The sequence below is a fragment of the Bradyrhizobium sp. UBA2491 genome (genome assembly GCF_002341725.1).
Lineage (GTDB): Bacteria > Pseudomonadota > Alphaproteobacteria > Rhizobiales > Xanthobacteraceae > Bradyrhizobium.
In genome coordinates, this window is record NZ_DDOP01000056.1 from 2,347 (window position 1) to 26,967 (window position 24,621).

Annotated in this window: 23 protein-coding genes and 2 tRNA genes; 7 read left to right on the top strand and 18 right to left on the bottom strand. The window is 65.7% G+C overall.

All coding sequences use genetic code 11. The features are described from left to right. Window positions 1-399: 399 nt before the first annotated feature. Complete coding sequence (gene typA, locus B2W55_RS18030; RefSeq protein WP_024583167.1) at window positions 400-2,223, top strand: translational GTPase TypA; 1,824 nt, start codon at window positions 400-402, stop codon at window positions 2,221-2,223. A gap of 161 nt (window positions 2,224-2,384) precedes the next feature. After that, on the top strand, window positions 2,385-3,650 hold the full coding sequence (locus tag B2W55_RS18035) for a flavin monoamine oxidase family protein (RefSeq protein ID WP_024583166.1): 1,266 nt from the start codon (window positions 2,385-2,387) through the stop codon (window positions 3,648-3,650). A gap of 173 nt (window positions 3,651-3,823) precedes the next feature. Here B2W55_RS18035 and B2W55_RS18040 read toward each other — a convergent pair whose 3' ends face one another. Genes B2W55_RS18040 through B2W55_RS18050 form a run of 3 tightly spaced genes read right to left on the bottom strand, consistent with a single transcriptional unit; the run spans window position 3,824 to window position 6,086 of the window. Further along, the gene (locus tag B2W55_RS18040) at window positions 3,824-4,276 is read right to left on the bottom strand and encodes a thiol-disulfide oxidoreductase DCC family protein (RefSeq protein ID WP_024583165.1); all 453 of its coding nucleotides are present in this window, start codon (window positions 4,274-4,276) and stop codon (window positions 3,824-3,826) included. After that, window positions 4,273-5,601 (bottom strand): SDR family oxidoreductase, encoded by a 1,329-nt coding sequence (locus B2W55_RS18045; protein WP_024583164.1) that lies wholly within the window; start codon window positions 5,599-5,601, stop codon window positions 4,273-4,275. Before B2W55_RS18045 ends, B2W55_RS18040 begins: the two co-directional genes overlap by 4 nt. Window positions 5,602-5,618: 17 nt before the next feature. After that, window positions 5,619-6,086 (bottom strand): DUF2269 family protein, encoded by a 468-nt coding sequence (locus B2W55_RS18050; protein ID WP_024583163.1) that lies wholly within the window; start codon window positions 6,084-6,086, stop codon window positions 5,619-5,621. A gap of 366 nt (window positions 6,087-6,452) precedes the next feature. Between B2W55_RS18050 and B2W55_RS18055 the strand changes: the two genes are divergently transcribed. Continuing rightward, window positions 6,453-6,962 carry a GNAT family N-acetyltransferase gene (locus B2W55_RS18055; RefSeq protein WP_024583162.1) on the top strand — a complete coding sequence of 170 codons (510 nt, stop codon included), beginning with the start codon at window positions 6,453-6,455 and terminating at the stop codon, window positions 6,960-6,962. Window positions 6,963-7,126: 164 nt separating this feature from the next. Beyond that, window positions 7,127-7,657: an inorganic diphosphatase gene (gene ppa, locus B2W55_RS18060; RefSeq protein WP_024583161.1), complete on the top strand. Its 531-nt coding sequence runs from the start codon at window positions 7,127-7,129 to the stop codon at window positions 7,655-7,657. 173 nt (window positions 7,658-7,830) lie between these two features. Here the strand turns inward: ppa and folD are convergent, their stop codons facing one another. From folD to B2W55_RS18075, 3 genes are read right to left on the bottom strand one after another with little or no spacing between them, the layout of a single operon-like run. Continuing rightward, window positions 7,831-8,715, bottom strand: a complete 885-nt coding sequence (folD, locus tag B2W55_RS18065) for a bifunctional methylenetetrahydrofolate dehydrogenase/methenyltetrahydrofolate cyclohydrolase FolD (RefSeq protein WP_024583160.1) — start codon at window positions 8,713-8,715, stop codon at window positions 7,831-7,833. Between the two features lies 1 nt (window position 8,716). Then, window positions 8,717-9,046 carry a DUF167 domain-containing protein gene (locus B2W55_RS18070; RefSeq protein WP_029879667.1) on the bottom strand — a complete coding sequence of 110 codons (330 nt, stop codon included), beginning with the start codon at window positions 9,044-9,046 and terminating at the stop codon, window positions 8,717-8,719. Next, a complete protein-coding gene (locus B2W55_RS18075; RefSeq protein ID WP_024583158.1) occupies window positions 9,046-9,342 on the bottom strand; it encodes a YggT family protein in 297 nt (98 codons plus the stop codon). Before B2W55_RS18075 ends, B2W55_RS18070 begins: the two co-directional genes overlap by 1 nt. 181 nt (window positions 9,343-9,523) lie before the next feature. Here B2W55_RS18075 and B2W55_RS18080 point away from each other — a divergent pair. Continuing rightward, window positions 9,524-9,599, top strand: a tRNA-Ala gene (locus tag B2W55_RS18080). 132 nt (window positions 9,600-9,731) lie between these two features. Here the strand turns inward: B2W55_RS18080 and B2W55_RS18085 are convergent. The 7 genes from B2W55_RS18085 to B2W55_RS18115 form a co-directional block, all read right to left on the bottom strand. Next, window positions 9,732-10,541 (bottom strand): enoyl-CoA hydratase, encoded by an 810-nt coding sequence (locus tag B2W55_RS18085; protein ID WP_024583157.1) that lies wholly within the window; start codon window positions 10,539-10,541, stop codon window positions 9,732-9,734. 116 nt (window positions 10,542-10,657) lie between these two features. Continuing rightward, a complete protein-coding gene (locus B2W55_RS18090) occupies window positions 10,658-11,473 on the bottom strand; it encodes a glutamine amidotransferase (RefSeq protein WP_024583156.1) in 816 nt (271 codons plus the stop codon). 155 nt (window positions 11,474-11,628) lie between these two features. Further along, window positions 11,629-12,408, bottom strand: a complete 780-nt coding sequence (locus tag B2W55_RS18095; RefSeq protein ID WP_024583155.1) for an SDR family NAD(P)-dependent oxidoreductase — start codon at window positions 12,406-12,408, stop codon at window positions 11,629-11,631. A gap of 228 nt (window positions 12,409-12,636) precedes the next feature. After that, window positions 12,637-13,140, bottom strand: coding sequence for a TerB family tellurite resistance protein (locus B2W55_RS18100; RefSeq protein WP_024583154.1), 504 nt, complete (start codon window positions 13,138-13,140; stop codon window positions 12,637-12,639). Between the two features lie 153 nt (window positions 13,141-13,293). Continuing rightward, window positions 13,294-14,703 carry an adenylate/guanylate cyclase domain-containing protein gene (locus B2W55_RS18105; protein ID WP_024583153.1) on the bottom strand — a complete coding sequence of 470 codons (1,410 nt, stop codon included), beginning with the start codon at window positions 14,701-14,703 and terminating at the stop codon, window positions 13,294-13,296. Between the two features lie 142 nt (window positions 14,704-14,845). Next, window positions 14,846-16,231, bottom strand: a complete 1,386-nt coding sequence (locus B2W55_RS18110) for a cytochrome P450 (protein ID WP_024583152.1) — start codon at window positions 16,229-16,231, stop codon at window positions 14,846-14,848. 84 nt (window positions 16,232-16,315) lie between these two features. After that, complete coding sequence (locus B2W55_RS18115) at window positions 16,316-17,677, bottom strand: hydrolase (RefSeq protein ID WP_024583151.1); 1,362 nt, start codon at window positions 17,675-17,677, stop codon at window positions 16,316-16,318. Between the two features lie 152 nt (window positions 17,678-17,829). On the opposite strand from B2W55_RS18115, the gene B2W55_RS18120 reads away from it, so the two are divergent. Continuing rightward, window positions 17,830-19,509 carry an MFS transporter gene (locus tag B2W55_RS18120; RefSeq protein ID WP_024583150.1) on the top strand — a complete coding sequence of 560 codons (1,680 nt, stop codon included), beginning with the start codon at window positions 17,830-17,832 and terminating at the stop codon, window positions 19,507-19,509. A 5-nt stretch (window positions 19,510-19,514) separates the two neighbouring features. On the opposite strand, the gene B2W55_RS18125 is transcribed toward B2W55_RS18120, so the two are convergent. Both B2W55_RS18125 and B2W55_RS18130 read right to left on the bottom strand, forming a co-directional pair. Continuing rightward, complete coding sequence (locus B2W55_RS18125; protein ID WP_024583149.1) at window positions 19,515-19,736, bottom strand: hypothetical protein; 222 nt, start codon at window positions 19,734-19,736, stop codon at window positions 19,515-19,517. A 106-nt stretch (window positions 19,737-19,842) separates the two neighbouring features. Then, window positions 19,843-20,130 carry a hypothetical protein gene (locus tag B2W55_RS18130; RefSeq protein WP_024583148.1) on the bottom strand — a complete coding sequence of 96 codons (288 nt, stop codon included), beginning with the start codon at window positions 20,128-20,130 and terminating at the stop codon, window positions 19,843-19,845. A 218-nt stretch (window positions 20,131-20,348) separates the two neighbouring features. On the opposite strand from B2W55_RS18130, the gene B2W55_RS18135 reads away from it, so the two are divergent. Next, window positions 20,349-21,410 (top strand): polysaccharide deacetylase family protein, encoded by a 1,062-nt coding sequence (locus tag B2W55_RS18135; protein ID WP_024583147.1) that lies wholly within the window; start codon window positions 20,349-20,351, stop codon window positions 21,408-21,410. A 225-nt stretch (window positions 21,411-21,635) separates the two neighbouring features. On the opposite strand, the gene B2W55_RS18140 is transcribed toward B2W55_RS18135, so the two are convergent. The 3 genes from B2W55_RS18140 to B2W55_RS18150 form a co-directional block, all read right to left on the bottom strand. After that, the gene (locus B2W55_RS18140; RefSeq protein WP_024583146.1) at window positions 21,636-22,040 is read right to left on the bottom strand and encodes a hypothetical protein; all 405 of its coding nucleotides are present in this window, start codon (window positions 22,038-22,040) and stop codon (window positions 21,636-21,638) included. Between the two features lie 523 nt (window positions 22,041-22,563). Beyond that, window positions 22,564-22,639 (bottom strand) — tRNA-Thr (locus B2W55_RS18145). 109 nt (window positions 22,640-22,748) lie between these two features. Then, a complete protein-coding gene (locus B2W55_RS18150; RefSeq protein ID WP_024583145.1) occupies window positions 22,749-24,524 on the bottom strand; it encodes a heme biosynthesis protein HemY in 1,776 nt (591 codons plus the stop codon). Between the last annotated feature and the right edge of the window lie 97 nt (window positions 24,525-24,621).

Sequence of the window (24,621 nt, forward strand, 5' to 3'; positions counted from 1 at the left end):
AGTGGATACCGGTTCGCGTGAAGACAACGCGTCAAGACAAACGCCGAGAGCCCCGTGCCGATTCCATCGGAACGTGAAAGGCTACAGGCGGCGGACGCCGGAACTCCCGGAACCGGCCGAATCCCTCCGGAGCCCGGCAAAAACCCGCCGATCCGGCCCGAAATCGTGCTCCAAACGACCAACAAACCGTTGTTTTTTGACGTTTTCTGACTATATTGCGCCGCAACGCACGAGGTGCCCGGTCCGCTGACCGGCTTCCTTTTTGGGGTGATGCGTCCCCGTCAAATTTCTTGGGTATGAGCGTGATCCGGGCCCCGATCGGGCCACGTGAGCGAGCGGCCGGCCAAATCGGTTCGGCGAGATCGCGCATCTGACCATTGCACGACCAGAAGAAGAGCCATGAACCTTCGCAACGTCGCCATCATCGCCCACGTCGACCACGGCAAGACCACCCTCGTCGACCGCCTGCTACAGCAATCCGGCACCTTCCGCGAAAACCAGAAGGTTGCGGAGCGCGCCATGGACTCCAACGATCTGGAGCGTGAGCGCGGCATCACCATTCTGGCGAAAGCCGCCTCGGTGCAGTGGAAAGACATCCGCATCAACATCGTCGACACCCCCGGCCACGCCGATTTCGGCGGTGAGGTCGAGCGCATCCTCAACATGGTGGACGGCGCGCTGGTGCTGGTCGACGCCGCCGAAGGCCCGTTGCCGCAGACCAAATTCGTGGTCTCCAAGGCACTCAAGGTCGGACTGAAGCCGATCGTCGTCATCAACAAGGTCGACCGCCCCGACGCACGGCCGACCGAAGTCATCAACGAGGTGTTCGACCTGTTCGCGGCGCTCGACGCCAGCGAAGAACAGCTCGACTTCCCGATCCTTTACGGGTCGGCCAAGCAGGGCTGGATGGCGGATAGCCCGGATGGACCGAAGGAAGCCGGCATGCAGCCGCTGTTCGACCTGATCGTGCGCCACGTCGCGCCGCCGCAGGTCGAGCAAGGTCCGTTCCGGATGATCGGCACCATCCTCGAGGCCAACAACTTCCTCGGCCGCATCATCACCGGCCGCATCTCCTCGGGCAGCATCAAGCCCAACCAGGCCGTCAAGGTGCTGGGCGCCGACGGCAAGCTGATCGAGCAGGGCCGCATCAGCAAGATCCTCGCGTTCCGCGGCATCGAGCGCACGCCGCTCGACGAAGCCGAAGCCGGCGACATCGTCGCGATTGCCGGCCTGACCAAGGGCACGGTCGCCGATACGTTCTGCGATCCGTCCGTCGACACCCCGTTGCAGGCGCAGCCGATCGACCCGCCGACGGTGTCGATGTCCTTTATCGTCAACAATTCGCCGCTCGCCGGCACCGAAGGCGACAAGGTGACGAGCCGCATGATCCGCGACCGTCTGCTGCGTGAGGCCGAAGGCAACGTCGCGCTGCGCGTCGTCGAAGCCGCCGACAAGGACTCGATGGAAGTGTCGGGTCGCGGCGAATTGCAGCTCGCGATCCTGATCGAGACCATGCGCCGCGAGGGTTTTGAGCTCTCGGTGTCGCGCCCGCGCGTCGTGCTGCAAAAGGACGAAGCCGGCGTTTGGCAGGAGCCGATCGAGGAGGTCGTGATCGACGTCGACGAGGAGCACTCCGGCGTCGTCGTGCAGAAGATGAGCGAGCGCAAGGCCGAGATGATCGAGATGCGCCCGTCCGGCGGCAACCGCCTGCGGCTGGTGTTCTACGCGCCGACCCGCGGCCTGATCGGCTACCAGGGCGAACTGCTCACCGACACCCGCGGCACCGCGATCATGAACCGCATCTTCCACGGCTATGCCGCCTACAAGGGCGAGATCCAGGGCCGCCGCAACGGCGTGCTGATCTCCAACGACCAGGGCGAAGCGGTCGCATACGCGATGTTCAAGCTGGAAGATCGCGGCCCGATGATGATCGAGCCGGGCTGGAAGGTCTACAAGGGCATGATCGTCGGCGAGCACACCCGCGACAATGACCTCGAGATCAACGTGCTCAAGGGCAAGCAGCTCACCAACATCCGCACCACCTCGAAGGACGAAGCGGTGCGCCTGACCCCGCCGATCCGGATGACGCTCGAAAAGGCGCTCGCCTATATCGAGGACGACGAGCTCGTCGAGGTGACGCCGAAGTCGATCCGGCTGCGCAAGAAGCATCTCGATCCGAACGACCGCAAGCGCGCCGAAAAGGCCAAGGAAGCGGTAGCGTAAGCTAATCTGCCGTGCCCCGGCGACCGGGGCACCCGGTACGCCGCGCCCCATCGGCTCAATCACAGCCGTCTCCGGAATACTGGATCGCCCGCTTTCGCGGGCGATGACAGTCATGCACGCGGCAGCTTCAGGCCCGGCGGCGGACGTGCTAGAGCCGGGACATGAGCTCATTTCCTTCCAGCATCGATGTCGCCATCATCGGCGCCGGCGCCGCCGGCCTCGGCGCCGCGCATGCGCTCAAGGGCACCGGCCTCTCGAGCATCGTTCTGGAAGCCCGCGACCGCCTCGGCGGCCGCGCGCATACGATCCAGGCCGCACCCGACGTGGTGTTCGACGTCGGTTGCGGCTGGCTACACTCAGCCGACCAGAACAGCTTTGTCGGCATTGCCAGGCAACTCGACTTCGACGTCAACAAGGACCTGCCGCCGTGGCGCGAGCGCGCCTACGGCAAGGCATTCCCGCAGGCCGACCGTGATGCGTTCATGCGGGCGATGGACGAGTTCTACGAACGCATCGCAGAGGCTGCACGCAGCGGCAAGGACGCCTCGGCCGATCGCTATCTCGAGCCCGGCAACCGCTGGAACCCGATGATCGATGCGATCTCGACCTATGTGAATGGCTGCGAGCTCGACCAGCTCTCGATCCTCGACTTCGACGCCTATGAGGACAGCAACGTCAACTGGCGGGTGCGGCGCGGCTATGGCGCGCTGGTCGCAGCATACGGCGAGCAGGTCCCCGTCGCGCTGAACTGCGAGGTCCCCCTGATCGATCATTCCGGCAAGCGCATCCGGATCGAGACCTCGCGCGGCACGCTGGAGGCAGACAAGGTGATCGTCACCGTGCCAACCAATCTGATCGCCATCGAGGCGATCCGCTTCTCGCCCGCGTTACCTGACAAGCTCGATGCCGCGCGCGGCCTGCCGCTCGGCCTCGCCGACAAGGTGACCCTGGCGCTCGCCGAACCCGAGGCGCTACCGAAGGAAGGCAATCTGCGCGGCGCCACCATGCGCACCGAGATGGGCACCTACCACATCCGTCCGTTCGGCCAGCCCTGCATCGAAGGCTTCTTCGGCGGCCGTTTTGCGCAAGCGCTCGAGGACGCCGGCGACGGCGCCATCGCCGCGCACAGCATCGACGAGATCGTCTCCTTCCTCGGCAACGACTTCCGCCGCAAGCTGAAACCGCTCAGCGAATCGCGCTGGGCCCACGACCCGTTCGCCCGCGGCTCCTACTCGCACGCCCTGCCCGGCCATGCCGGCAAGCGCGCCATGCTGGCAGCCCCGGTCGACGGCCGGCTGTTCTTCGCGGGAGAAGCCACGTCGCCACATTTCTTCTCGACCGCGCATGGCGCGCGGGATTCGGGGGAACGGGCGGCGAGGGAAGTGGTGGATGTCAGTCGACGTGGAACGCTCGCTTCAGAATCTTGAGTAGCTCCAATCCGGAATCGCGATCTAGCTGGATTGATTGGCTCTTCTTCTCCGGCATTTCGCGGGATGCTCGACCATACGTGTCAATTTGAAGGAAACTTCTTCCGTCACGTTCGAAAATCGAATAGCGCGCCTCGATTCCGTCGTGGATGGAATTTCTCTCCATGTATCTCTCATCGAACCTCTTGATCAACGCCACCGTTTGTCCCCTTCTCATTTCGCTCCAGCACCCTCGCCCGCATATCCGCATCCGGCACGAAGCACGTCTCATACTTCCCGAAGATCCGATAGCGGTTGCGGGCGACGAGGCTGTAGACGGCGTCGCGCAGCGGTTGTGGCACCGCGAACAGCGCACGGGTCCAGCGCCAGCCGGGGAGATGGCTCAGCACCGTCAGCGCCGCGTCCGACTTCGTCCAGGCGATGCCGCCATGGACCACGGCGTTGGTGTCGGGATCATCGGGATCGATACCGAAGGTCCTCGCCAGCCGCGTACCGTAGTCGGACTGGATCGGCGTGAAGCGGAAGCGGCGGGCCGTGTCGCGGGCGATGACGAAGCGGACCCAGCGCGAGCAGAAGATGCAGACGCCGTCGTAGAGGATCACGTCGTCGTCGGGCCAGCTCTTCATCGATTGTCCAGCATCAGTAGCGCCACCAGCATCAGCACGATCGCCGGCCCGGTCTTCACCAACGCGCCGAGCGGCTCGATCCAGAGGTCGGGCGTCAGGATCGCCGATCCCGCCATGTAGCCGAGCGAAGCGACGATGCCCGCGAAAAGACCGAACGCGGCGGTACGGCGGATCGCGATCAGCACGCCGATGCTCATGTCCATCAGGCTGGTCACGACCGTCACCGGTCCGACCAGAGCCGGCGGGAAATGATGCGCGCTCAGGATGCCGGCGGCGGCATCATAGGAGATGACCAGCGCGATGAAGCCGGAAGCAACCCAGAACAGCACGAGGCTCGCGAAGATCAGCGCCTTGATCAGGAACAGCCGCGCGAACCATTTGTCCTGGATGGTCGCGGGTCGGCTGCCGACCACTTGCGCGATCGTTGTCGGCACGATGCCGGTCGCTGCCATCCAGGCCACGGGATCGCCGCTGACGCCGCGGCGCAGCTCGGCGATCGCATTGGAGCGCATCGGCGGCATCCAGCCGAGCCGGCTCGTGAGATCGCCGAGACGGGCGCCGAAATCGATCAGGAACGACGGCGATACGATACGAAACTGCTTTGACGTGCCAAACGCCCAGCGAAACTGCGCGATGACGCCGCCGAGCGAGATCGGCTGCGGCTGCATCAGGTCCCATGTCACCGAGCGCACGCGCTCGTCGGCGATCTCGCGCGCCGCGAGCCAGGCGATGGTCGCGGCGATGTTCTCGACCGCGACCGGCTGGAACGGCGTCGCGGCCTCGGCGGCCGGCAAATCGACCGGCAGCGCCGCCAGCGCGCGCAGCATGGCGCTGCCGCCATAGGCCGAAGGCGCGATGACAAAGCCCGGGCGGAGGATCGCATGGGCGATCCCCGATGCCGCGATCAGCCGTTCGGCTTCGCGCTTGGTGGTGCTGAAGGCGGTGCGATCCTCATCGGCAGTACCGGGAATCGAGATGTGCACCAGACGGACGGCGCGGCGGCTGTCGTGGATCGCCTGGAGCAGCCGCGCGACGAAGTCGCGATGCACCGCGCCCGTGTCGCTGCCGGGGCCATCCTGCAGCACGCCGAGGCAGTTGACGACGACATCGATCTCATGCGTGCGCAGAAGCTGCGTCAGATCAGCGGCATCCATCGCCATCAGCGGCAGTTCGAGATCGGCCGGGCTGATCTTCTGGGCCGGCGCGAAATGCCGCGCGATCCCGATCACGCGAAAGCCGCGCGCCCTCAGATCGTCGGTGAGGTAACGGCCGATCAGGCCCGAGGCACCGAGCACGAGGATGTTGTGTGATGCTTTGTCACTCATAGGTACCGGATCATGCTTCAAAAAGGCTTCGCAATCATCAGCCACAGGATGATCATCACCGAGCCGAAGCCGGGAATCCCGAACAGGAACCAGCGACGAAACAGCGCATGGTAGCGCGGCGGCAGCGGAAGGCCTTTGTCGACAGCCGCCTGCGCGAGGTCGCGCATCTCCATCTGCATGAAGATGACGGGAACCCAGAAGGCGCCGGCCAGCGCGTAGAGCGCCAGCGACACCAGCAGCCAGCGTTCGGTCAGGCCTGTTGCCGACAGCATCATCAGCAGCCCGCCGCTGACCGGTTGCAGCAATACGGCGCTGAGCGTGAAGATCATGTCCGCGATCACGACGGTCGCCGCGGTGCGCGCGATGAACGCGGCATTGCCCGTGCGATGCGCCGCCAGCATGAAGAAGGCGATGCCGGTCCCGGTGCCGAGGATCACGATGGCGCCGAGCACATGCAGGTATTTGATCAGGAAGTAGAGCGTCATCGCGATCCGCTCGTCATCAGGCCAGCTTCGGCGCGCACCAGTACCGCCATAGATGGGGTGCGCGCGAAAATCCACCGCGGTCGTACAGACATGACGAAATCGAAGCAGCGCCACCGGAGCCGGATTGGCGGGCGAAATTCCGTCGGCGAATCAGACGCGGAGGGCATTTTTCGAGCGATGGCCTTGTCATGGAGCGCACGCGATCCATGCTGTACACAGCACCGGATCGGCGGCCAGCCGTTTGAGCCGGGCCAGTGTCCTCTTTCGGTACAAGTTTTCATGGCACTGATGCAAAAAATCCACAGGTTAACCGATAATTAACGATGGACCTTGAAGGCGGCCCTCTGACTTGCTTTGATTACATGCATGAGCACAACGCTAATCGAGGTCCGGCCGGCCAAAGCTGCAGACGCAGCCTCGGTGGCGTCTACCCATGACGAAGCCTGGCGCTCGGCGTACCAGGGCATCATTCCCGGCGCCGAACTCGAAAAGCTGATCAACCGCCGCGGCCCGCAGTGGTGGGACAGCGCGATCCGCAAGGGCAGCCGCGTCAGCGTGCTGGTGTTCGGCGACAGGATCGCGGGCTACGCCAATTACGGCCGCAACCGCGCCCGCAGCCTGCACTTCGAAGGCGAAATCTACGAGCTGTATTTGCGCCCGGAATTCCAGGGCCTCGGCTTCGGCCGGCGGCTGTTCGCCGCGGCCCGCCGCGACCTGATGCAGAGCGGCCTCAAGACCATGGTGATCTGGGCGCTGTCGGACAACGAGCCGGCGACCGAGTTCTACCGCGCGCTGGGCGGCCGGATGGTGGCACGCTCCTCGGAGCGGTTCGGGCCGAAGTCGCTCGACAAGGTCGCTTTCGCCTGGGCCAACTGAAAATCCTGCTTCTCTCGCAGCTGCAGCAAGGCTAAACCAGCCTTAGCGCTGCGCGCGGGGGCATGCCCGGTCTCAAGGCCGGGCTTCATGCCGTTTCGCGTCCGCTGGCGCCAAAACCAAAATCACATCGCTTTCAACTTCCAAAAGACCACGCGGAGCAATCCATGCGTATCGACGCCATATCGATCGGAAAGAACCCGCCCCACGACGTCAACGTCATCATCGAGGTTGCCGTCGGCGGCGAGCCCATCAAGTACGAGATGGACAAGGAAGCCGGCACGCTCGTGGTGGACCGCTTCCTCTACACGCCGATGCGCTATCCCGGCAATTACGGCTTCATTCCGCACACGCTGTCGGGCGACGGCGATCCCTGCGACGTGCTGATCGTCAACACCCGCGCGATCGTGCCGGGCGCCGTGATGAGCGTCCGCGTGGTCGGCGTGCTGCTGATGGAAGACGAGGCTGGCGGCGACGAGAAGATCATCGCGGTGCCGTCATCGAAGCTGACCCAGCGCTACGACAAGGTACACAATTACAGCGACCTGCCGGACATCACGCTGCAACAGATTCAGCACTTCTTCGAGCACTACAAGGATCTCGAGAAGGGCAAATGGGTGAAGGTGCTGCGCTGGGGCGACGCCGAAGAAGCCCGCAAGCTGATCCTCGAAGGCATCGAGCGCGCGAAGAAGAAGTAACGGCGTAGCCGTCAATACTCCCTCGCCCCCGCTCTTGCGGGGAGAGGGTTGGGGTGAGGGGCTCTATCCACGCATTCGGCGCGCAGGGAATCCGCGGAGGCTCCCCCTCACCCGACATTCAAGCTGTGCTTGAATGTCGACCTCTCCCCGCAGGCGGGGCGAGGTAAGAGGAGCTACACCGCAGGCGCGGGCAGGCCGGCAATCGCGCAGGCGGCGCGCAGCGTATTCACCAGCAGGCACGCCACCGTCATCTGGCCGACGCCGCCCGGCACCGGCGTGATCGCACCGGCGACATCGAGCGCTTCCTGGAATGCGACGTCACCGACCAGCTTCGGCTTGCCGCCGGGCACCGGAATGCGGTTGATGCCGACATCGATCACCGTCGCGCCGGGCTTCAGCCAGTCGCCGCGCACCATTTCCGGCCGGCCGACCGCGGCATAGACCAGATCTGCCTGGGCGCAGAGCTTTGGCAGATCGCGCGAGCGCGAATGCGCGATCGTCACCGTCGCGTTCTCGTTCAGAAGCAATTGCACCAGCGGGCGGCCGACAAGATTGGAACGGCCGATCACGATCGCGTTCATGCCCTCGAGCGAGGCATGCACGCTCTTGGTCAGGATGATGCAGCCGAGCGGCGTGCAGGGCGACAGCGCCGCCTGGCCGCCGGCGAGCCGGCCGGCATTGTTCGGATGCAGGCCATCGACGTCCTTGGCCGGGTCGATCGCGTTGATGATGGTCTCGGTGTGCAGCGATTTCGGCAGCGGCAATTGCACCAGGATGCCATGCACCAGCGGATCGCGGTTGAGCCGCGCGATCAGCGCCAGCAGATCTGCCTGCGACACGTCTTCTGGCAGCTTGTGCTCGAACGAGGCCATGCCGGCGGCCTGGGTCTGGGTGTGCTTGCTGCGGACATAGACCTCGCTCGCGGGATCATGGCCGACCAGCACGACGGCGAGGCCCGGCGTCAGCTGGTGGTCGCGCTTGACCCGGGCGACCTCGGCGGCGACGCGGGCGCGAAGCTCGGCGGCGATGGCTTTTCCGTCGATGATGCGGGCAGTCATGTCAGTCCTTTGTGTCTCGGTTCGGCCCGGTCAATTTCCTCAAGGCATCGCCAAGCTGCCGCGGATCGCCATCGACCGCCACCTGCTTCAGCCGTGAGGTCGCACCCGACAGCAACTTCACCCTGGCCTTGGGCACGCCGAGCGCCTTGGCCAATAACTCGGTCACCGCCCGGTTAGCCTCGCCGCCCTCGGCAATGGCGCGGACCCGGACCTTCACCACGGAACGGCCATTGGCCAGCGTCTCGATCCCGTCGATGTCGTCGCGGCCGCCGCGCGGCGTCACGCGCAAGGCAATGCTGATGCCCTGGGTCGAATAGCGCCAGGGATCCATCAGTATCCGATGACGAGCGGCATTACATTATAGACGATGAGTTTTTGGATCAGATAGATGATGAGGATCAGGATGATGGGCGAAATATCGAGCCCACCGAGGTTCGGCAACACGTTCCGGATCGGCCGCAGCAGCGGCTCAGTCACGCGATAGAGAAACTCGGCGACCGCCGCCACGAATTGATTGCGCGTATTCACGACGTTGAACGCGATCAGCCAGGACAGGATGGCCGATCCGATCAGGATATAGACGTACAAGTCCAGTATGAGCAGGATGATTTCGAGGACGGCGCGCATGTGGTGGGGGCTCGCAGGTAGGATACCCTGCTAGATATCGGTTCATCCCCCTGCAAACAAGGGAAGTTCCCGGCAGGGCGGGCTGAAAACAGCCGTTTCGCCGTTCTTGACTTGGCCTTGGGCGGCACTGTAAATGGCGCCCTGCTGTCGGCCGGGACACTCAGCACTACCCGGCCGCGATGGGGCCATAGCTCAGCTGGGAGAGCGCGTCGTTCGCAATGACGAGGTCGGCGGTTCGATCCCGCCTGGCTCCACCAGCCTTCGCTCGCTTCGCGAGCTTCGGCTCGGCAAGCCCGGACAGCCCATCGTAGCGGAGCAAGCGAAGGCTGTCGCGGCGTAGCCCGGAGGGCGAAGCCGGGCTGGTTCGGCAGACTCCGCCCCAGTCCCCCTCACGTCCCCGTAAACCGTGGCGGACGCTTCTCCACGAAGCTCGCGACGCCTTCCCTGAAATCATTGCCCTTGAGCGCGATCTGCATCTCGCGGTTGGCGTCGATGGTGGCTTCCGCCAGCGTCTGGAACGGCACGTCGTAGACTTGGCGCTTGATCACCGCGATCGCGCTCGGCGAGACGAAGTCGGCAAGGTCGCGGGCATAAGCATAGGTTTCCTCGCGCAATTTGTCCGGCGCGCACAGCCGGTTGACGAGGCCGATGCGCAGCGCCTCCGCCGCCGACACGCGCCGCGCCGACATCAACAGATCGAGCGCGTTGGCATGGCCGACGATACGCGGCAGCATCCAGCTGATGCCATGCTCGGCGATCAGGCCGCGGCGCGCGAAGGCCGTGGTGAACACCGCGCTGTCGGCGGCGAAGCGCAAATCGCAATACAGCGCGTGGACCAGACCGATGCCGGCGGTGGCACCGTTGAGCATCGCGATCACGGGCTTCTTGATCGCGGGGTAATAGGCGTAGCGCGTCTGCCAATCGGCGCGGCGGTTCATGTCGAACGCGACGCCCTCGCCGCGCCTGACCTCGTTGGGATCGATCCCCTTCAGCGCTTCCATGTCGGCGCCGGCGCAGAAGCCGCGGCCCGCGCCGGTCAAGATGATAACGCGAACATTGTCGTCGTTGGATGCGGCATCCATCGCGTGGCGTACGTCGCGCTCCATGATCGCCGTCCACGCATTCATGCGGTCGGGCCGATTGAGCGTGATGGTCGCGATCCTGTCGCTGACCTCATAGAGGATGTGTTCGTAGCTCACGGCGATCTCCCTTTGCGTTGTTCTTATTGGTGCGCGCGACGATGCGGGCCGCGTGCCGCCGCCGACAGTAGCACATCCCTGCACATGAAAAGGCGGCGTGAAATTCCGCGTGGCGGCTATTCGGCGGCTTGCAGCATCACCGCACGCGGCACGCGGGTGATCCAGCCATCGACGAAATGCTTCAGCCACGCACGCTCGGCGGCATCGTGCACGGCGCGCTCGGCGAAATGCAGATTACCCGGTTGGGCGCCCGGCGAATCCATGCGCGCGCAACCGCGCGTGGTCCAGCGATGCATCATCGCGTAGGTCACGTCGGGATGGAATTGCAGGCCGAAGGCGTTGCCGAACCGGAACGCCTGCACCGGGAAATCGTCGCCTGTCGCGAGCAGGTCGGCGCCGTCGGGCAGTTGAAAGCCTTCGCCATGCCAATGATAGACCCGCGCCGGCCAGTCCGGGCAGAGCGCGCGGCCCGCCTCGGTCGGCCTGACCGGGTAATAACCGACCTCGACGCGACCCTGCGGATGCGGCGCGACCCGCGCGCCGAGTTGCCGTGCCAGCATCTGCGCGCCGAGGCAGATGCCCAGGAACGGACGCTGCTCGCGCAGCGGGACCGCGATCCAGTCGATCTCACGCCGCACGTAATCATCGGGATCGTTGGCGCTCATCGGGCCGCCGAAGATCACCGCGCCGGCATGCGCGTCGAGTGTTTCCGGCAGCGCGTCGCCAAAGCGCGGGCGGCGGATGTCGAGAGGGTAGCCCAGCGCCCGCAGCGCGTTGCCGATCCGCCCCGGGGTCGATGTCTCCTGATGCAGCACGATCAGGACTGGCCGCAGCGCGGGTTGATCCGAGATCTGCTCCACCGGCGTGATCGCGGCCGGCCTTCGGCCTGCGAAGGGCACCACGACACGGGGATGGTCAGACCGGAACGACATTGCCTCTGCTTGAATCTTCGGCACGTAAGGCACGATCATAGCTAAGTGGTCGTTAACATCGTGTGAGTTCGCGCACACCCAGGCAAAGCAAATCGCGGGCCAGAAACAGCCTTAACGGCGCTCGACGGAGGCTTTTCCGGTGAAGCGAGCTGTGGCTAGCGCTTGCGGAGCTGGAAGCCGCCGACCGCCATCAGGACGAAGGAGCGCGGGAACAACCGGAGCAGGAATGGCACCAGCTTGATGAAGGCGCCGGGCAGCACGGCGCGCTTGTTGGCCATCAGGCCGCGATAGGCCTGACGGGCAACCTCGGCAGGCGTGACATTCAGGAGAGCGGAATCGAATCCGGGGGTGAAGCCAGCGCGATCCTGGAACTCGGACGGCACCGGTCCCGGGCAAACCACGGTGACGCGCACGCCCTGCGGCGCCAGCTCACAGCGCAATGCTTCCGAGAACGAGAGCACATAGGCCTTGCTGGCGTAGTACACGGCCATGCCGGGTCCCGGCAGGAACGCGGCGATCGAGCCGAGATTGAGGATACCGCCGCGGTTGCGGATCAACTGATCGGCGAAGCGCAGCGTCAGGTCGGTCAGCGCGCGGATGTTGACATTGATCATGTCGAGCTGGTCGGCGCGATCGCGTGTCACCGCGAGGCCGAACAGGCCGAAACCGGCATTGTTCACCAGGTATTCGACCTCGACCCCGGCCTCGGTCAGGGCCTGTGCGATCCGGTCGCCGGCGTCGGTCTGCTGGAGGTCGCAGGGAATGACGATCGGCGCCGCGGAGCCCTTGGCCCCGAGCTCGGCGGCAAGCGCCTGCAAACGCTCGGCACGCCGCGCCACCAGCGCCACACGATGGCCGTTCGATGCAAACACGCGCGCCAGTTCGGTGCCTATGCCCGCCGATGCCCCGGTTATCAGCGTCACACGCTCGGTCACGACTTCAAACTCTTACTGCAAATTCCGGTGAGGTCCTCAACAAGGCGACGAGAGCATAGGCACGCGGTGGGACGCAAGCCGTGTATGGGCTTGTCGACAATGATGCGGCGCCGAATAGGCAATGAAACGCCAGATTTTAAGCCGGGATCGCCTGCCATCGCAGCGGATCGCGATCGACATTAAAATTTCGTCATTTGTGATGTCGGCGCGCTTGCGCACACAACCGTGTCAGATTGCCGCGTCTGCGGTGCCCCAGGGGCCCTTCGGCAGCGCAGCCTGCTTCTCGGCGACCCGATGCTTGAGATCGATACGGTCGCGCGAGGAAATACCGAGCAGATCGGCGGCGCGCCAGACCACATTGTCCTCGAACTCGCTGACCTGGCCGTCGGCATAGACCAGCTCCCACATCATCTCGACGATGCGCAGCCGGCCTTCCTCATTCACCGAGCGCATGATCACGCTGGTAAAGTGATAGAGATCCACAGCCTCGCCCTCGACCCGCATCGCCGAGGCGATCAGCTTGTCGGCCGTGCCGGGATCGAGCTGAAAGCGGCTCTCGATCAGGCTGTGCAGCTTGCGCTTCTCGGCGACCGTCGGTTCACCGTCCAGCGAGACGACATGCACCAACAGCGCGGTCGCCGCCAGACGATAGTCGCCATCGTCGAAAGCGCGGTCGGCCTGTGCATCGGGGGACACGATATCGGCAATGAATTGGCGGAGTCCGTCGAGCATTGCTCTCTCTGTGGAATGAAGCCTGGAAGCCTTTTGGCGTAATCTGGCACGCCGTGCTGAAATCTATATGGCGTGGAAACAGAACCCGCGCAATCCGTGCGGGTTCCGGCAGCGGCATTACGTTTCGGCAAGCATTACGGTTTCGCAATATGGTTACGGTATCTCGTACACCACGAGCTTGTCGGCGATGCCGCGCAGCGCGGCTTCCTTCTGGATCGGCTTGATCGCCGCGCGATCGAGAATACCCGCGACCTCGGCCGATTCCATCACCGGCTGGGTCAGGTGGATTTCCTGCGACGTCGACAGGCTCTGTACCCTTGCTGCGATATTCACGGTCTGGCCGAAATAATCCTGCCGCTCGTTCAGCGTCACCGCGAGGCACGGCCCCTCGTGGATGCCGATCTTGACGATCAAGTCCTCCTTGCCGCGCTCGGCATTGAGCTCTTTCATCGCGGCGCGCATCCGCAGGCCCGCCGACAACGCATGCTCGGGCCGGATGAAGGTCGCCATCACCGCGTCGCCGATCGTCTTCACGACGGCGCCGCGCTCGGAGGCGATGATCTCGAGCAGCGCGTGGAAATGCGCGCGCACCAGATCGAATGCGGCGAGATCGCCGACCCGCTCATAGAGCGCGGTCGAGCCCTTCAGGTCGGTGAACAGGAAGGTCAGCGCGGTGATCTTCAGCCGCTGGTCGACCGTGAGGTTGTCGGCCTTGAACACGTCGCGGAAGGTCTGGTTCGACAGCATCCGCTTCGCGGTGAGGATCGGCTTGCGCTTCCCAAGCAATTTGTGCAGCGGATCGCCGGCGACCCACACCGACGGCAGCACGCGAACATCGGCGTGATTCTCCAGCGCGAGCCGCAGCGGCCCGGGCCGCATCGTCGAGGTGCCGGTCGGGGCATGCGACTTGTTGAATGCGATCGAGAACTGCTGGCGTTCTGTGGTGGGCTCGCCCTCGATGGCGAAGAAGTGCGCCGAATGCGTCACCGGCTCGAACACGATCACGAATTGATTGGGCAGGTTGAGCGACAGGATCGCCTTTTCGCCGGGCGGCAACTCGAGCCCCTCCAGCGTCACCTCGTTGATCAGGGTCGACAGCGAGCTCTCGTCGAACTCGATTCCCGAGCTCCAGAACATCTGCCGGAAATATTCCCAGATCGGCAGCGTGTTGGGATCGTGCGCGGCAATGTGACGGACCCGCGGGCTCACCGTGAAGGCGACCTCGACCAGCTCGTCGACGGAAGCCTCGTAGCCGACGGCACACAGCGCGCAATTGTAGTCGTCGTGACGCAACGACTTCAGCGTGGTGTGGGCATCGAGCACGCCGCCACACCCGGGACACAGCACGTTCCAACTCATGTCGAACAGACCGAGCCGGGAAGCATGCAGGAAGCCTGCGATCACCTTCTCCTGATCGAGCCCGGTTCGATCGGAGAAATCCAGCGCGTTGATCCGATTGAGCTCGCGATCATGGCCATCGACGATCAACTGCTGCATCGCATCGACGACGGCCGGATCGGTCGTCTGCCTGAGAACTGCGAACTGGGCCTGCGTATCGCTCATGGTGAGCACCTAAAGCATGATCCGGAAAAGTGCGAAGCGGTTTTCCGAAAAGATCATGCGCAAACAAGAGGCCAAAGCGAGATGATGATTCAACCTCATCTCATCTCGCTCTAGATGAGCATTTGGAAGCGGCCGCACAAGGTCAGCGCGGCTTGATCGTAAACACCGGTGAGCGGTTCGGCTGGGTCGTCACCACACCGATCGGGATCACCGGATCCTTGTCGGCGAGCGCGACGCGGAACGCGCCGATGATCTTGGCAAGCGCGAGCGTCGCCTCGACCAGCGCGAAATGCGCGCCGATGCAGACCCGTGCGCCGACGCCGAACGGCAAATAGGCGAAACGATCGGGCGGCGTTCCGGTCATGAACCGCTGCGGCACGAACGCATTCGGATCGCGCCACAACTTTTCATGCCGGTGCAACAGCCACGGCGCGATCAGAACCACGTCATGCTTGCTGACCGAACGGCCCGCGATCGTATCGGGGCCGCCGGCCGCACGCGCGATCAGGAACGCCGGCGGATAGAGCCGCATGGTTTCGTCGATCACCGCGCGGGTGAATTTCAGCCGCTCGACGTCGAGCGCGCCCGATGTCGCCACGCTCCTGACTTCTGCCGCCAATTGTTCCTGGGTCTCGGGATCGAGCGCAAGCAGATAGAGCGCCCAGAACAGCGCGGTCGCGGTGGTCTCGTGGCCGGCCAGGATCATGGTCGCGACCTGGTCGCCGAGTTGGGCGTCGGTGAAGGCGTCACCGGTCTCGGGATCGCGCGCGGTGCCCATCAGGTCGAACAGGTCGCGCGCCGGCGCATTGTCATCCTTGCCGGCGGCGCGGCGTTCGGCCATCAGCTGGCCGACGAACGCGGTCCAGCGCTTGCGGAAGCGGGCGCGGCGGAAATCCTGCGGGGTCGGCCAGCTCAACGGCAGCAGCAGGTCGAGCATATGCGGGCGCGCCAGCGTGTCGCCATACTCCATCACGAAGTCGCGCAGCGCGGCGCCGTGACGATCCATCCCGAACGAGAACATGGTGCGGCCGGCGATCTCCAGCGTCATGCGCTGCATCACCTCGCGCAGATCGACCGGGCCGCCGCTTGCACCTTTCAACTTGGCGATGGTCTCGTCGACCGCCGCGATCATGTAGGGCTCGAGCGTCGTCACCGCGCGCGGCGTGAACGCCGGCGCCAGCGTACGGCGCTGATGCTTCCACGCGCGACCTTCGGCGATCAGCAGCCCCTCGCCCAGCATCGGGCGCAGCACGCGCAGCCCGACCGGCGTGCGGTGGTAGTTCTCGTAATTGTCGACCAGCACATGGCGGATCGCATCCGGCGTGTTGAGGATGAAGCTCGAGCGGCCGAAGAAGCGGCCCTGCACGATGTCGTCCTGATAGGCGCGCTGGCCCCAGGTCTCGATCGGCGAGTTGCGCATCACGCGCATCCGCTCGAATGCGCCCATGTCGTCGGACGCGCGCGGTGGCGCCGGCGGGACCAGGGGGCGCCGCGTGACCGTGATATCGTAGACTTCGGCTATGCTCATGGTCCTCGCTTCCTGCCTCACGCATCGGCCGATCCGGCCTTGCGATCCCGGCGCCATGAAGGCGCGCGGACCGTTTCACAAGACCTAGTAAGTCAGCTCGGCAACCGCAATCCGGTTTTCCGACGCCGGCCAGGCCCGCATCACAATGCGCTCGGCGTTGAAGATCGCGGCGACCGGACGGCCGATCTCGGCCGCGGCCAGCCGCAGTGTCGTCACCGCGTCGGTCGGCACCCCGGATTTGACGTCGGCCGGCTCCTTGCCGTCGAACAGCACGATGTCGCGCGGCAATCCGAAATAGCCACGCGGCCGCGACATCAGCACGATGGCGCCCGCACCGGCATCGGCAGGCGTGAGCGGCCGCGCCGCGCGCAGATGCACGATCTCGGAGGAGCGCGGAAACGGCGAGCGATAGATGTGCGTCGTCACCGCGTCAGGCGACGTCAGCACGAATTCGAGCGGCCAGGACGGATCGACCTGCGCCGGACCCCAGCGGCCGTCGGCGCCGGTCTGCGAGCTGTGCAGCGGGCCGCCGATCCGCTCGCCGGTCTCCGCCGCCACGTGATAGATGTCGACCGTGGCGCCCGGCACCGGCCGGTTGGTCGGCACGCCGCCGGGCGTGCCGGTGACGAGGCCGCTCAACCTCACCGACTGCTCCGGCGCGATCTCGATCCGCGACGGCTCGTGGCTAGCGATGAATTTGTAGATCTCGCGAAAGGCGCGCGGATGATACGCGGTCTCGCGATGATCGACCGCGCCGAGCACCAGATTGGTCGCGCCCTTCAGCGCCGGACCTTCCGTCGTGACGTTGGTCGGGGTACCCGGCTTGCCGATGAAGCGTCCGTCGGCCTGCGCATATTTATCGAGGCCGTCGCTGCGCAAGGTCAGGAACGCGGTGCCGACAGTCACCTCGCTGTCACCGTCGTTCAGCCCGCGCAGGAACGGGCCGCGGCCGTTGAACTCGTTGCCGAGGCCGTCGTCCGACGCGTAGACGCCGTGATTGGGCGTGCCGCACAGCACCGCGTGACTGATCTCGCCGCCGCCACCATTCTTGATGAAATTTCGGATCGCGTTGCCGCCGCGGGAATTGCCGACCAGCGCGATCCGCGCGGCGCCGGTGTTCTGTTTCAGCTCCCTGACCGCCTCGGCGAGCGCGCGGCGCTGGTCCTCGGTCGAGGAGCGCCCCGCCTGCTCGACCTTGTCATCGGCGCGCGCCAGCGGATCGGTGAAATTGATCGCGGCCATCCGCTCGCGCGGCACGCCATTGGATTCCATCCGCCACAGCGTCGTCAGCCAGAGCGCGGCGTGATCGCCATTGCCGTGCACGAACAGGATCGGCGGGATGTCGGCAGTGGGCGCTGGCTGGGCCAGCGCCGGGACCGTAAGCCGGCCAGCCAGCAGGGACAGCGCGCCGGCCCCTTGCAAAAACCCCCGCCGCGACAGCGCCATTGCTCCCCTTCCCCAAGCCTTTCAGGGCTTTAGCTGTGTCCTACAGCCGCCAAGCATAGCGTAATCGCTGGACAGCGCACGCGTTTGCCGGGCATCAGTTGATGCAGCCGGAATCATTTCAACAAGCCATAGCAGGCCAACCGGAACCGGATATGACCGAACCGCGTGACCGCGCCGACAGTATCACTGCACCGTTACAGCATTCAATCTTCAGGCGAATCTGGCTCGCCAGCCTGCTTTCCAATCTCGGTATCCTGATTCAGGGCGTGGGCGCCGCATGGGCGATGACCCAGATGACCGCCGAGGCCGACAAGGTCGCGCTGGTGCAGACCGCGCTGATGCTGCCGGTGATGCTGATCTCGATGCCGGCCGGCGCCATCGCCGACATGCATGACCGCCGCATCGTGGCGCTGGTCTCGCTGATGATCGCGCTCTCCGGCGCCACCACGCTCACGGTGCTGGCCTGGCTCAATCTGGTGACGCCGAACATCCTGCTCGCGCTGTGCTTCGTGGTCGGCAGCGGCATGGCGCTGTTCGGCCCGGCCTGGCAGTCCTCGGTCAGCGAGCAGGTGCCGTCGGAGACGCTGCCCGCGGCGGTCGCGCTGAACGGCATCAGCTACAACATCGCGCGCAGCTTCGGTCCCGCGATCGGCGGCATCGTGGTGGCGTCCGCCGGCGCCGTGGCGGCCTTCGCCGCCAATGCGGTGCTGTATTTGCCGCTGCTGGTCGTGCTGTTCCTGTGGAATCGCGTCAGCGAGCCGTCGCGGCTGCCGCGCGAGCGGCTCAACCGCGCCATCGTCTCCGGCGTGCGCTACATCACCAATTCGCCATCGATCAGGATCGTGCTGACCCGCACCATGGTAACCGGCATCATCGGCGGCTCGGTCTCTGCGCTGATGCCGCTGGTGGCGCGCGACTTGCTGCATGGCGGCGCACAGACCTACGGCATCATGCTCGGCGCCTTCGGCATGGGCGCCGTGATCGGCGCGCTCAACATCAGCGCGATCCGCAGCCGGCTCAGCGGCGAAGCCGCGATCCGCGCCTGCGCGTTGACGATGGGCGCGGCGATCGCGGCGGTGGCCGTCAGCAAGCAGCCGGTGATCACCGCCGCCGCATTGGTGGTTGCCGGCGCGGTCTGGATGCTGGCCATTGCGCTGTTCAATATCGGCGTGCAGCTATCGGCGCCGCGCTGGGTCGCCGGCCGCTCGCTGGCAGCCTTTCAGGCCTCGATCGCCGGCGGCATTGCGATCGGAAGCTGGTGCTGGGGCCGCATCACGGATGTGGGCGGCGTCGAGATGGCGCTGCTGATCTCCGCCGGCCTGATGCTGCTGTCGCCGGTGCTCGGCATCTGGCTCAGGATGCCGCCGATCGGCGCGCGCAACGAGGACGCGACCGATGTGCTCGCCGATCCCCAGGTGCAGCTGCAACTGACCGGGCGCAGCGGACCGCTGGTGGTCGAGATCGAGTACCGGGTGGCGCAGGACAATGCCCGCGCCTTCCACAACGTGATGCAGGACGTGCAGCTCAGCCGGCAGTGCAACGGCGCCTATGGCTGGTCGATCGCGCGCGACATCGCCGATCCCGAACTCTGGACCGAGCGCTATCATTGCCCGACCTGGCTCGATTTCCTGCGCCAGCGCAACCGCGCCACCCAGATCGAACGCGAGCTGCATCAGAAGGCGGCCGACTTCCACATCGGCGCCGAGCCGATCCGGGTGCGCCGGATGCTGGAGCGGCCGTTCGGCTCGGTGCGCTGGAAGGACGAGACCCCCGACCGCGCCGCCAAGGAGGTGATCCCGGTGGTCGCGACCGCGGCGGGGAGCAGTACCTAGGTCTGCTACTGCCCGTTGTCCGTCAGCGTCTGCTGGCATGCCTTGCTGAGCCGGCTGCGATGCTCCTTGAGGCAGGTGAGCACGACCTGATCGCCCTCGCTGAGGTGGGCGCGGCAGAACCGCGAGGCATCGCGCGAGCAGGCGTCACGCCCCTGCTGTGCCGAGACGGCCGACGTCAGCAAAACCAGCGAAACCAGCGAAACCACGGCGAACAAAAATCGGGTCATCTCTCAAAGCCTCTAAGGAACGCAACGCCGGTTCTATAGCGTTTCGGTGCCGCGAAGAAGCCCTGCGGCTTCGCCGCCGGCGGCGAAGCCCATTGGTGCACTGCAATCACTCGGCGGCGGCCCGGCGCTGGGCCGCGAGATCGCGATCCAGCACGACGCGGCAGCCGCTGGTCAGCTGGGAGCGGTTCTTGACCATGCACGCCGTGATCTTCGGGATGTTCGGAATCTCGGAGCTGCACAGGCGGAAGGCGTCACCGGTGCACATCTGCTGCGCCTCGGCGCTGAACGCGTAGCTCGCGCTCGAGGTCAGCGACGCGATGCTCGCCGCAACCGCCAGCGCGACGGCGGCCCTGCAAATGTCCCGAAGAACCCGGCCTTTGAAAATGGTGGTCATGATCGGCTCCCATCGGCGCCACCGATCGCGGCGCCCGTTGTCTGATGTCCGATCCTGCTTCAGCGCGCGCCCGAAGACTGTGATGGTCATCACGCATAGGCAAAGCGCGCTTTTTCTTACGGTCCCGGCGCCTTGTTGGGATCGCGTTAAGACCTTGTTGGCATTAATCGCTCGTTACGGCTGTGGCGTGTCCTTAAGTCCCGAGAGAGTGTGTAGCGATGCGTAGTGCGTTGGGCCTGATGCTGGCCAGTGTTGTGGCGGCGATCGTGATCGCCGGCGTGTGGTTCTGGACCTCCTCCCCGCGTGCCGACGCGGCGCCTCCCCAAACCACGGCCGCGGCCAAGGCCGATCCGCTTCCGGCGGCGGCGAAACTGGCCGCCAAGGACGATGTCGAGACGACCGCCGCGCTGTCGAAGCGCGCCGATGCCACCCAGGCAGCAGCTCCGGCCGCGGCCCCCGCGCCGGCGCCGGCGCCGATGCCGGCCCCCGTCGCGGCCATGCCGAAATGCAACAATCCCGACGCGCTCGGCGTCAGCCGCACCGTCGTGGTCGACACCACGGGTGGCCCCGGCTTCGGCTTCCTGCAATACAAGCAATATGACTTCCTGACCGACCATGAGGTCGTGCTGACCTTCGACGACGGTCCGTGGCCGACCACGCCTGCCGTGCTCAAGGCGCTGGCGGATGAGTGCACCAAGGCGGTGTTCTTCCCGATCGGCCTGCACACCACCTATCACCCTGATATCCTGCGCCAGGTCGCCGCCGCCGGCCACACCATCGGCGCCCACACCTGGTCGCACGCTCACCTGGCGAGCAAGAAGATCACCGAGCAGCAGGCCAAGGATGAGATCGAGAAGGGCTTTAGCGCCGTGAAGCTGGCGCTGGGCAGCAACCCGGCTCCGTTCTTCCGCTTCCCTGCGTTGGCGCACACGCCGGCGACCACCGCCTATCTCGGCAGCCGCAACATCGCGATGTTCTCGGTCGACGTCGACTCCAACGACTTCAAGTCCAAGAACTCCGACGAGGTCATCAACAATGTGATGACCAAGCTCGACAAGGAGCACAAGGGCATCATCCTGATGCACGACCTGCAGAAGCACACCGCGCAGGCGCTGCCGACGCTGCTGCGCAAGCTGAAGGCAGGCGGCTACAAGGTGGTCTGGATGAAGGCCAAGACCCAGATCGAGACGCTGCCCGAATACGACGCGATGATGGCGAAGACCGAGAAGCCGATCGCAACCGGCCGGCCGATCGGCAACGTCGTGCAGACCGTCGAGTAACGCAGCCCACGCCTCGAACACGTTCAACGCAAAGCGCCCCCGGATCCGATCCGGGGGCGCTTTCGTTTGTCATGCCGACGTCGACGACCGGCAAGTCACTGCGGGCGACGGTGGCCGAGTTCCCTGCCGCAGATGCGCGCGGCCAAATATCGAAAACAACCCCATGCAAAGCAGCGGCTGATGCTCGGCAAAGCTCGCCGGGGCATGATGAAACCGAACGCGCGCCTACCAGTAGATCCCGTGGCGATGCAGCTCGCCGATGATGCGGCCCTCGGTCCAGCGCCGTGCGTGGCGGTGATGGCTCGACCGGTACGCGCCTGCCGGCCTGGCGTCGGGCGCCATTGACGGCTGGACGTTGGCCTGCCGCACCGCCGTCGGCTGGGCTTGCGGCTGCGGGACCGGCGCAGCCACCGCCGCAGCGCGCTCGACATATTTTGGCGCCTGCGGCGACTGCGGCGGCGTTTCGACGGCGGGCATCACCGGCGCATCGGTAACTTTGCCGGCCGCACCCACCGAATTCGATGCCGTGGCCGGAAGCGACGCCGCGCCGCCCAGCGACAGGCTTCGTTCGCCGGCCTGCGCGGCGGCGGAAGCCAACACCATCGCCGTGATCAAGATGAGTTTGCGCATTGTTGGTCTCCCGTTGCTCACGGCGAGACTAGCGCGGTCGGGCGATGGACTTCGTGAGATGCGTCACGCGCGCGTACGACTGTGGTCGATCTGGCCCGGCGCTTCAGCCAATGCGATTCAGCGCGCGATGGCTCACTCGCTCCGCGCGACCTCTTGCCCGCCGAAAGTCTCGCTCAACAGGTAGACGCCGACACCAACGAGGAGGGCGAAGCACCAGACCTCCCAAATGGCGAAACGCAAATGGATGGCGACCGGCAGCGCGGCCGCTGCGATGCATAAACTACCCAATAGCCTCGGACGCATGGTGCCTGGTCCAGCTCTTTCAACGAACGGCGTTGCGACTGAAATCTTCGAGCTGATGGTATGTGTGCACCCTGACGGGAACCTGACGCGCGCGCCGCTTGCCGCAAGCGCCCGCCCTTCCATCAAATGATGCTTAGTTTCGAGTAAAGCGAAAAAGCGATTGGGCGCCGGGCGCGGCTCGCGACAAAGATACGGAGTGTGCCGGACAATTTTTGAGAGCTGGTGCCGCAAGAGGGACTCGAACCCCCGACCCCGTCATTACGAATGACGTGCTCTACCAACTGAGCTATTGCGGCGAACCGTTCGGCAACTGCCTGAGCTTGCGCGCCACCTGATATCGGGCATGACCCCGATTGGCAAGGATGGCGCGGTTATTTAACCGCACGGTGATTGCCGAACCGCGAATTAGCTTCCCAAACGGGCCAGAAATCCACGCCAGCCGCCCACCTGAGCCTTCGGTGGGCCGATTTGTTCCGCAAATTCGTCCACCGCGCCGTCCTCGTCGACCCCGGGGTCGTCGGGAGCCCGGACGATCGGGATCACCGCCGGGATTGGCGCCGGCGCGGCCTTTGTCAGGTCCTTGGGCAGGTCAGTCCGGGAGCGGAACAAGGGAGCGGGCGCTGGTGGCGCCGCCTCGGCCGCCGGCGGGGGTGCCGGCTCCGATACCGCGGGTTCGGCAGGGTCCGGCCCGGCCTCGATGGCCGCCGGCAGCGGCGCGTTGTCCTGCATCGCCTGCGTCGCCGGCTCGATCGCTTTTGCCTCCACCGGCTCAACCGGCTTGGTTGCCTCCGGCGGTTTGGCGGCCTCCCGGTCGCTGGTCCCCTCTCTCGGCGGCTCGACCCGCCGCGGCGCCAGCATCGCCTCCTCGAACGGCGAGGTCTCGATCGCGCTGCCCTTGTCGGACGGCAATGCCGCCACCGGGGTCTGCCACTGGAAGGCGTCGAGGCGGCCGGTGACCGGCGACACCGGGCGCCAGCGGTCGGAGACGTAGCCGTCGGCGGTCCACGCCGGATCGTGCAGCGCGCGCACCGCCCGCAGGGTCCAGGCCCGCGCCCGGCCGCTGTCGCCATGCTCGGTGCGCTCGATCTCGGCCATCAACAGCGCGACGCGCTGGGTCGGCGCGGCCGTGAACTGCTCCAGCGCCGCACGCGCCTTGCCGAATTCGGCCGCGTCGATCGCGGCGCGCGCGATCGCCAGCGCGCCCTCGATATGGCCCGGGGTCTTCGCCGCCAGCGTCTCGACCCGCACCAGGCGCTGGCGCGCGGAATCGCCGAGCCGCACATGCGAATAGGCATCGGCGAGATCGGGATGCGGCTGTGCCAGCCACGCGGTCTCGACAATGCGCATCGCGCGGCGCACCTGATGCGCCTCGCTCTCGAACTTGGCGGCGAGCACGGCGGCCGGGATCAACGTCGGCGCGAGCTTCAGCGCCTCCATCGCGCTCGAGCGCGACAGGTCGCGATCGAGCGTCTCGAATTCCAGCGCGCGCGCGGTCAGCAACACGCCGCGCTGCCGCCGATAGGTCGCCTTGTCGATCAGTCCGGCCGACTGGTTGTTGTCGATGATCGACAACGCGCCGGCCCAATCGCCCTTGGCGCAGCAGAACCCCAGCACCGCATGCGAGGCCCATGACGAGGACGGCGACATCTTCAAGGCTTCCTCGGCAATCATCACGGCCGCCACCGGGTCATCGGCGCGCTGCGCCTCGATGAACAGGCCGCGCAAGCCGAGCAGCCGCGTGTCGGCGCGCTCGGCCATGGCGCGGAAGGCTCGCTGCGCGCCGTCGCGGTCGCCATCGAGCTGCGCCGATTGCGCGTGCAGCAGCAGCGCCAGCGGATCGCCTGCCGCGTGACGCCGCGCCGCTTCGGCGTGCGTGCGCGCCGCCGAGGAGTCGCCATGGCCGATCGCGAGCAGGCCTTGCGTAATGGCATGACGGCCGCGGGCGCGACGGCGCTCGCGCTGGCCGCGGCGGACGTGCCCGGGAATATTCCACAGCCCGCGCAGAATCATCCCCGCGATCATGGCGACCACGATGACGAGGCCGAGCAGGAACATCGGCTGCTTGGAGGTCAGGCGCAAACCGCCCCATGACATCACGAGATCGCCGGGCTGATCGGCCATCCAGGCCGCACCCGCGGCAGCGAGCGCGATCAGCAGCAGGAACAGAATGATCCGGATCATCAACAATCCATTGCTAGAATCTATTGATTGACGGTGGCGAGCGCCGCCATGGCGTTGTCGGCAAATTTCCGCGATGCGTCGAGCGCGGCGCGGCGCG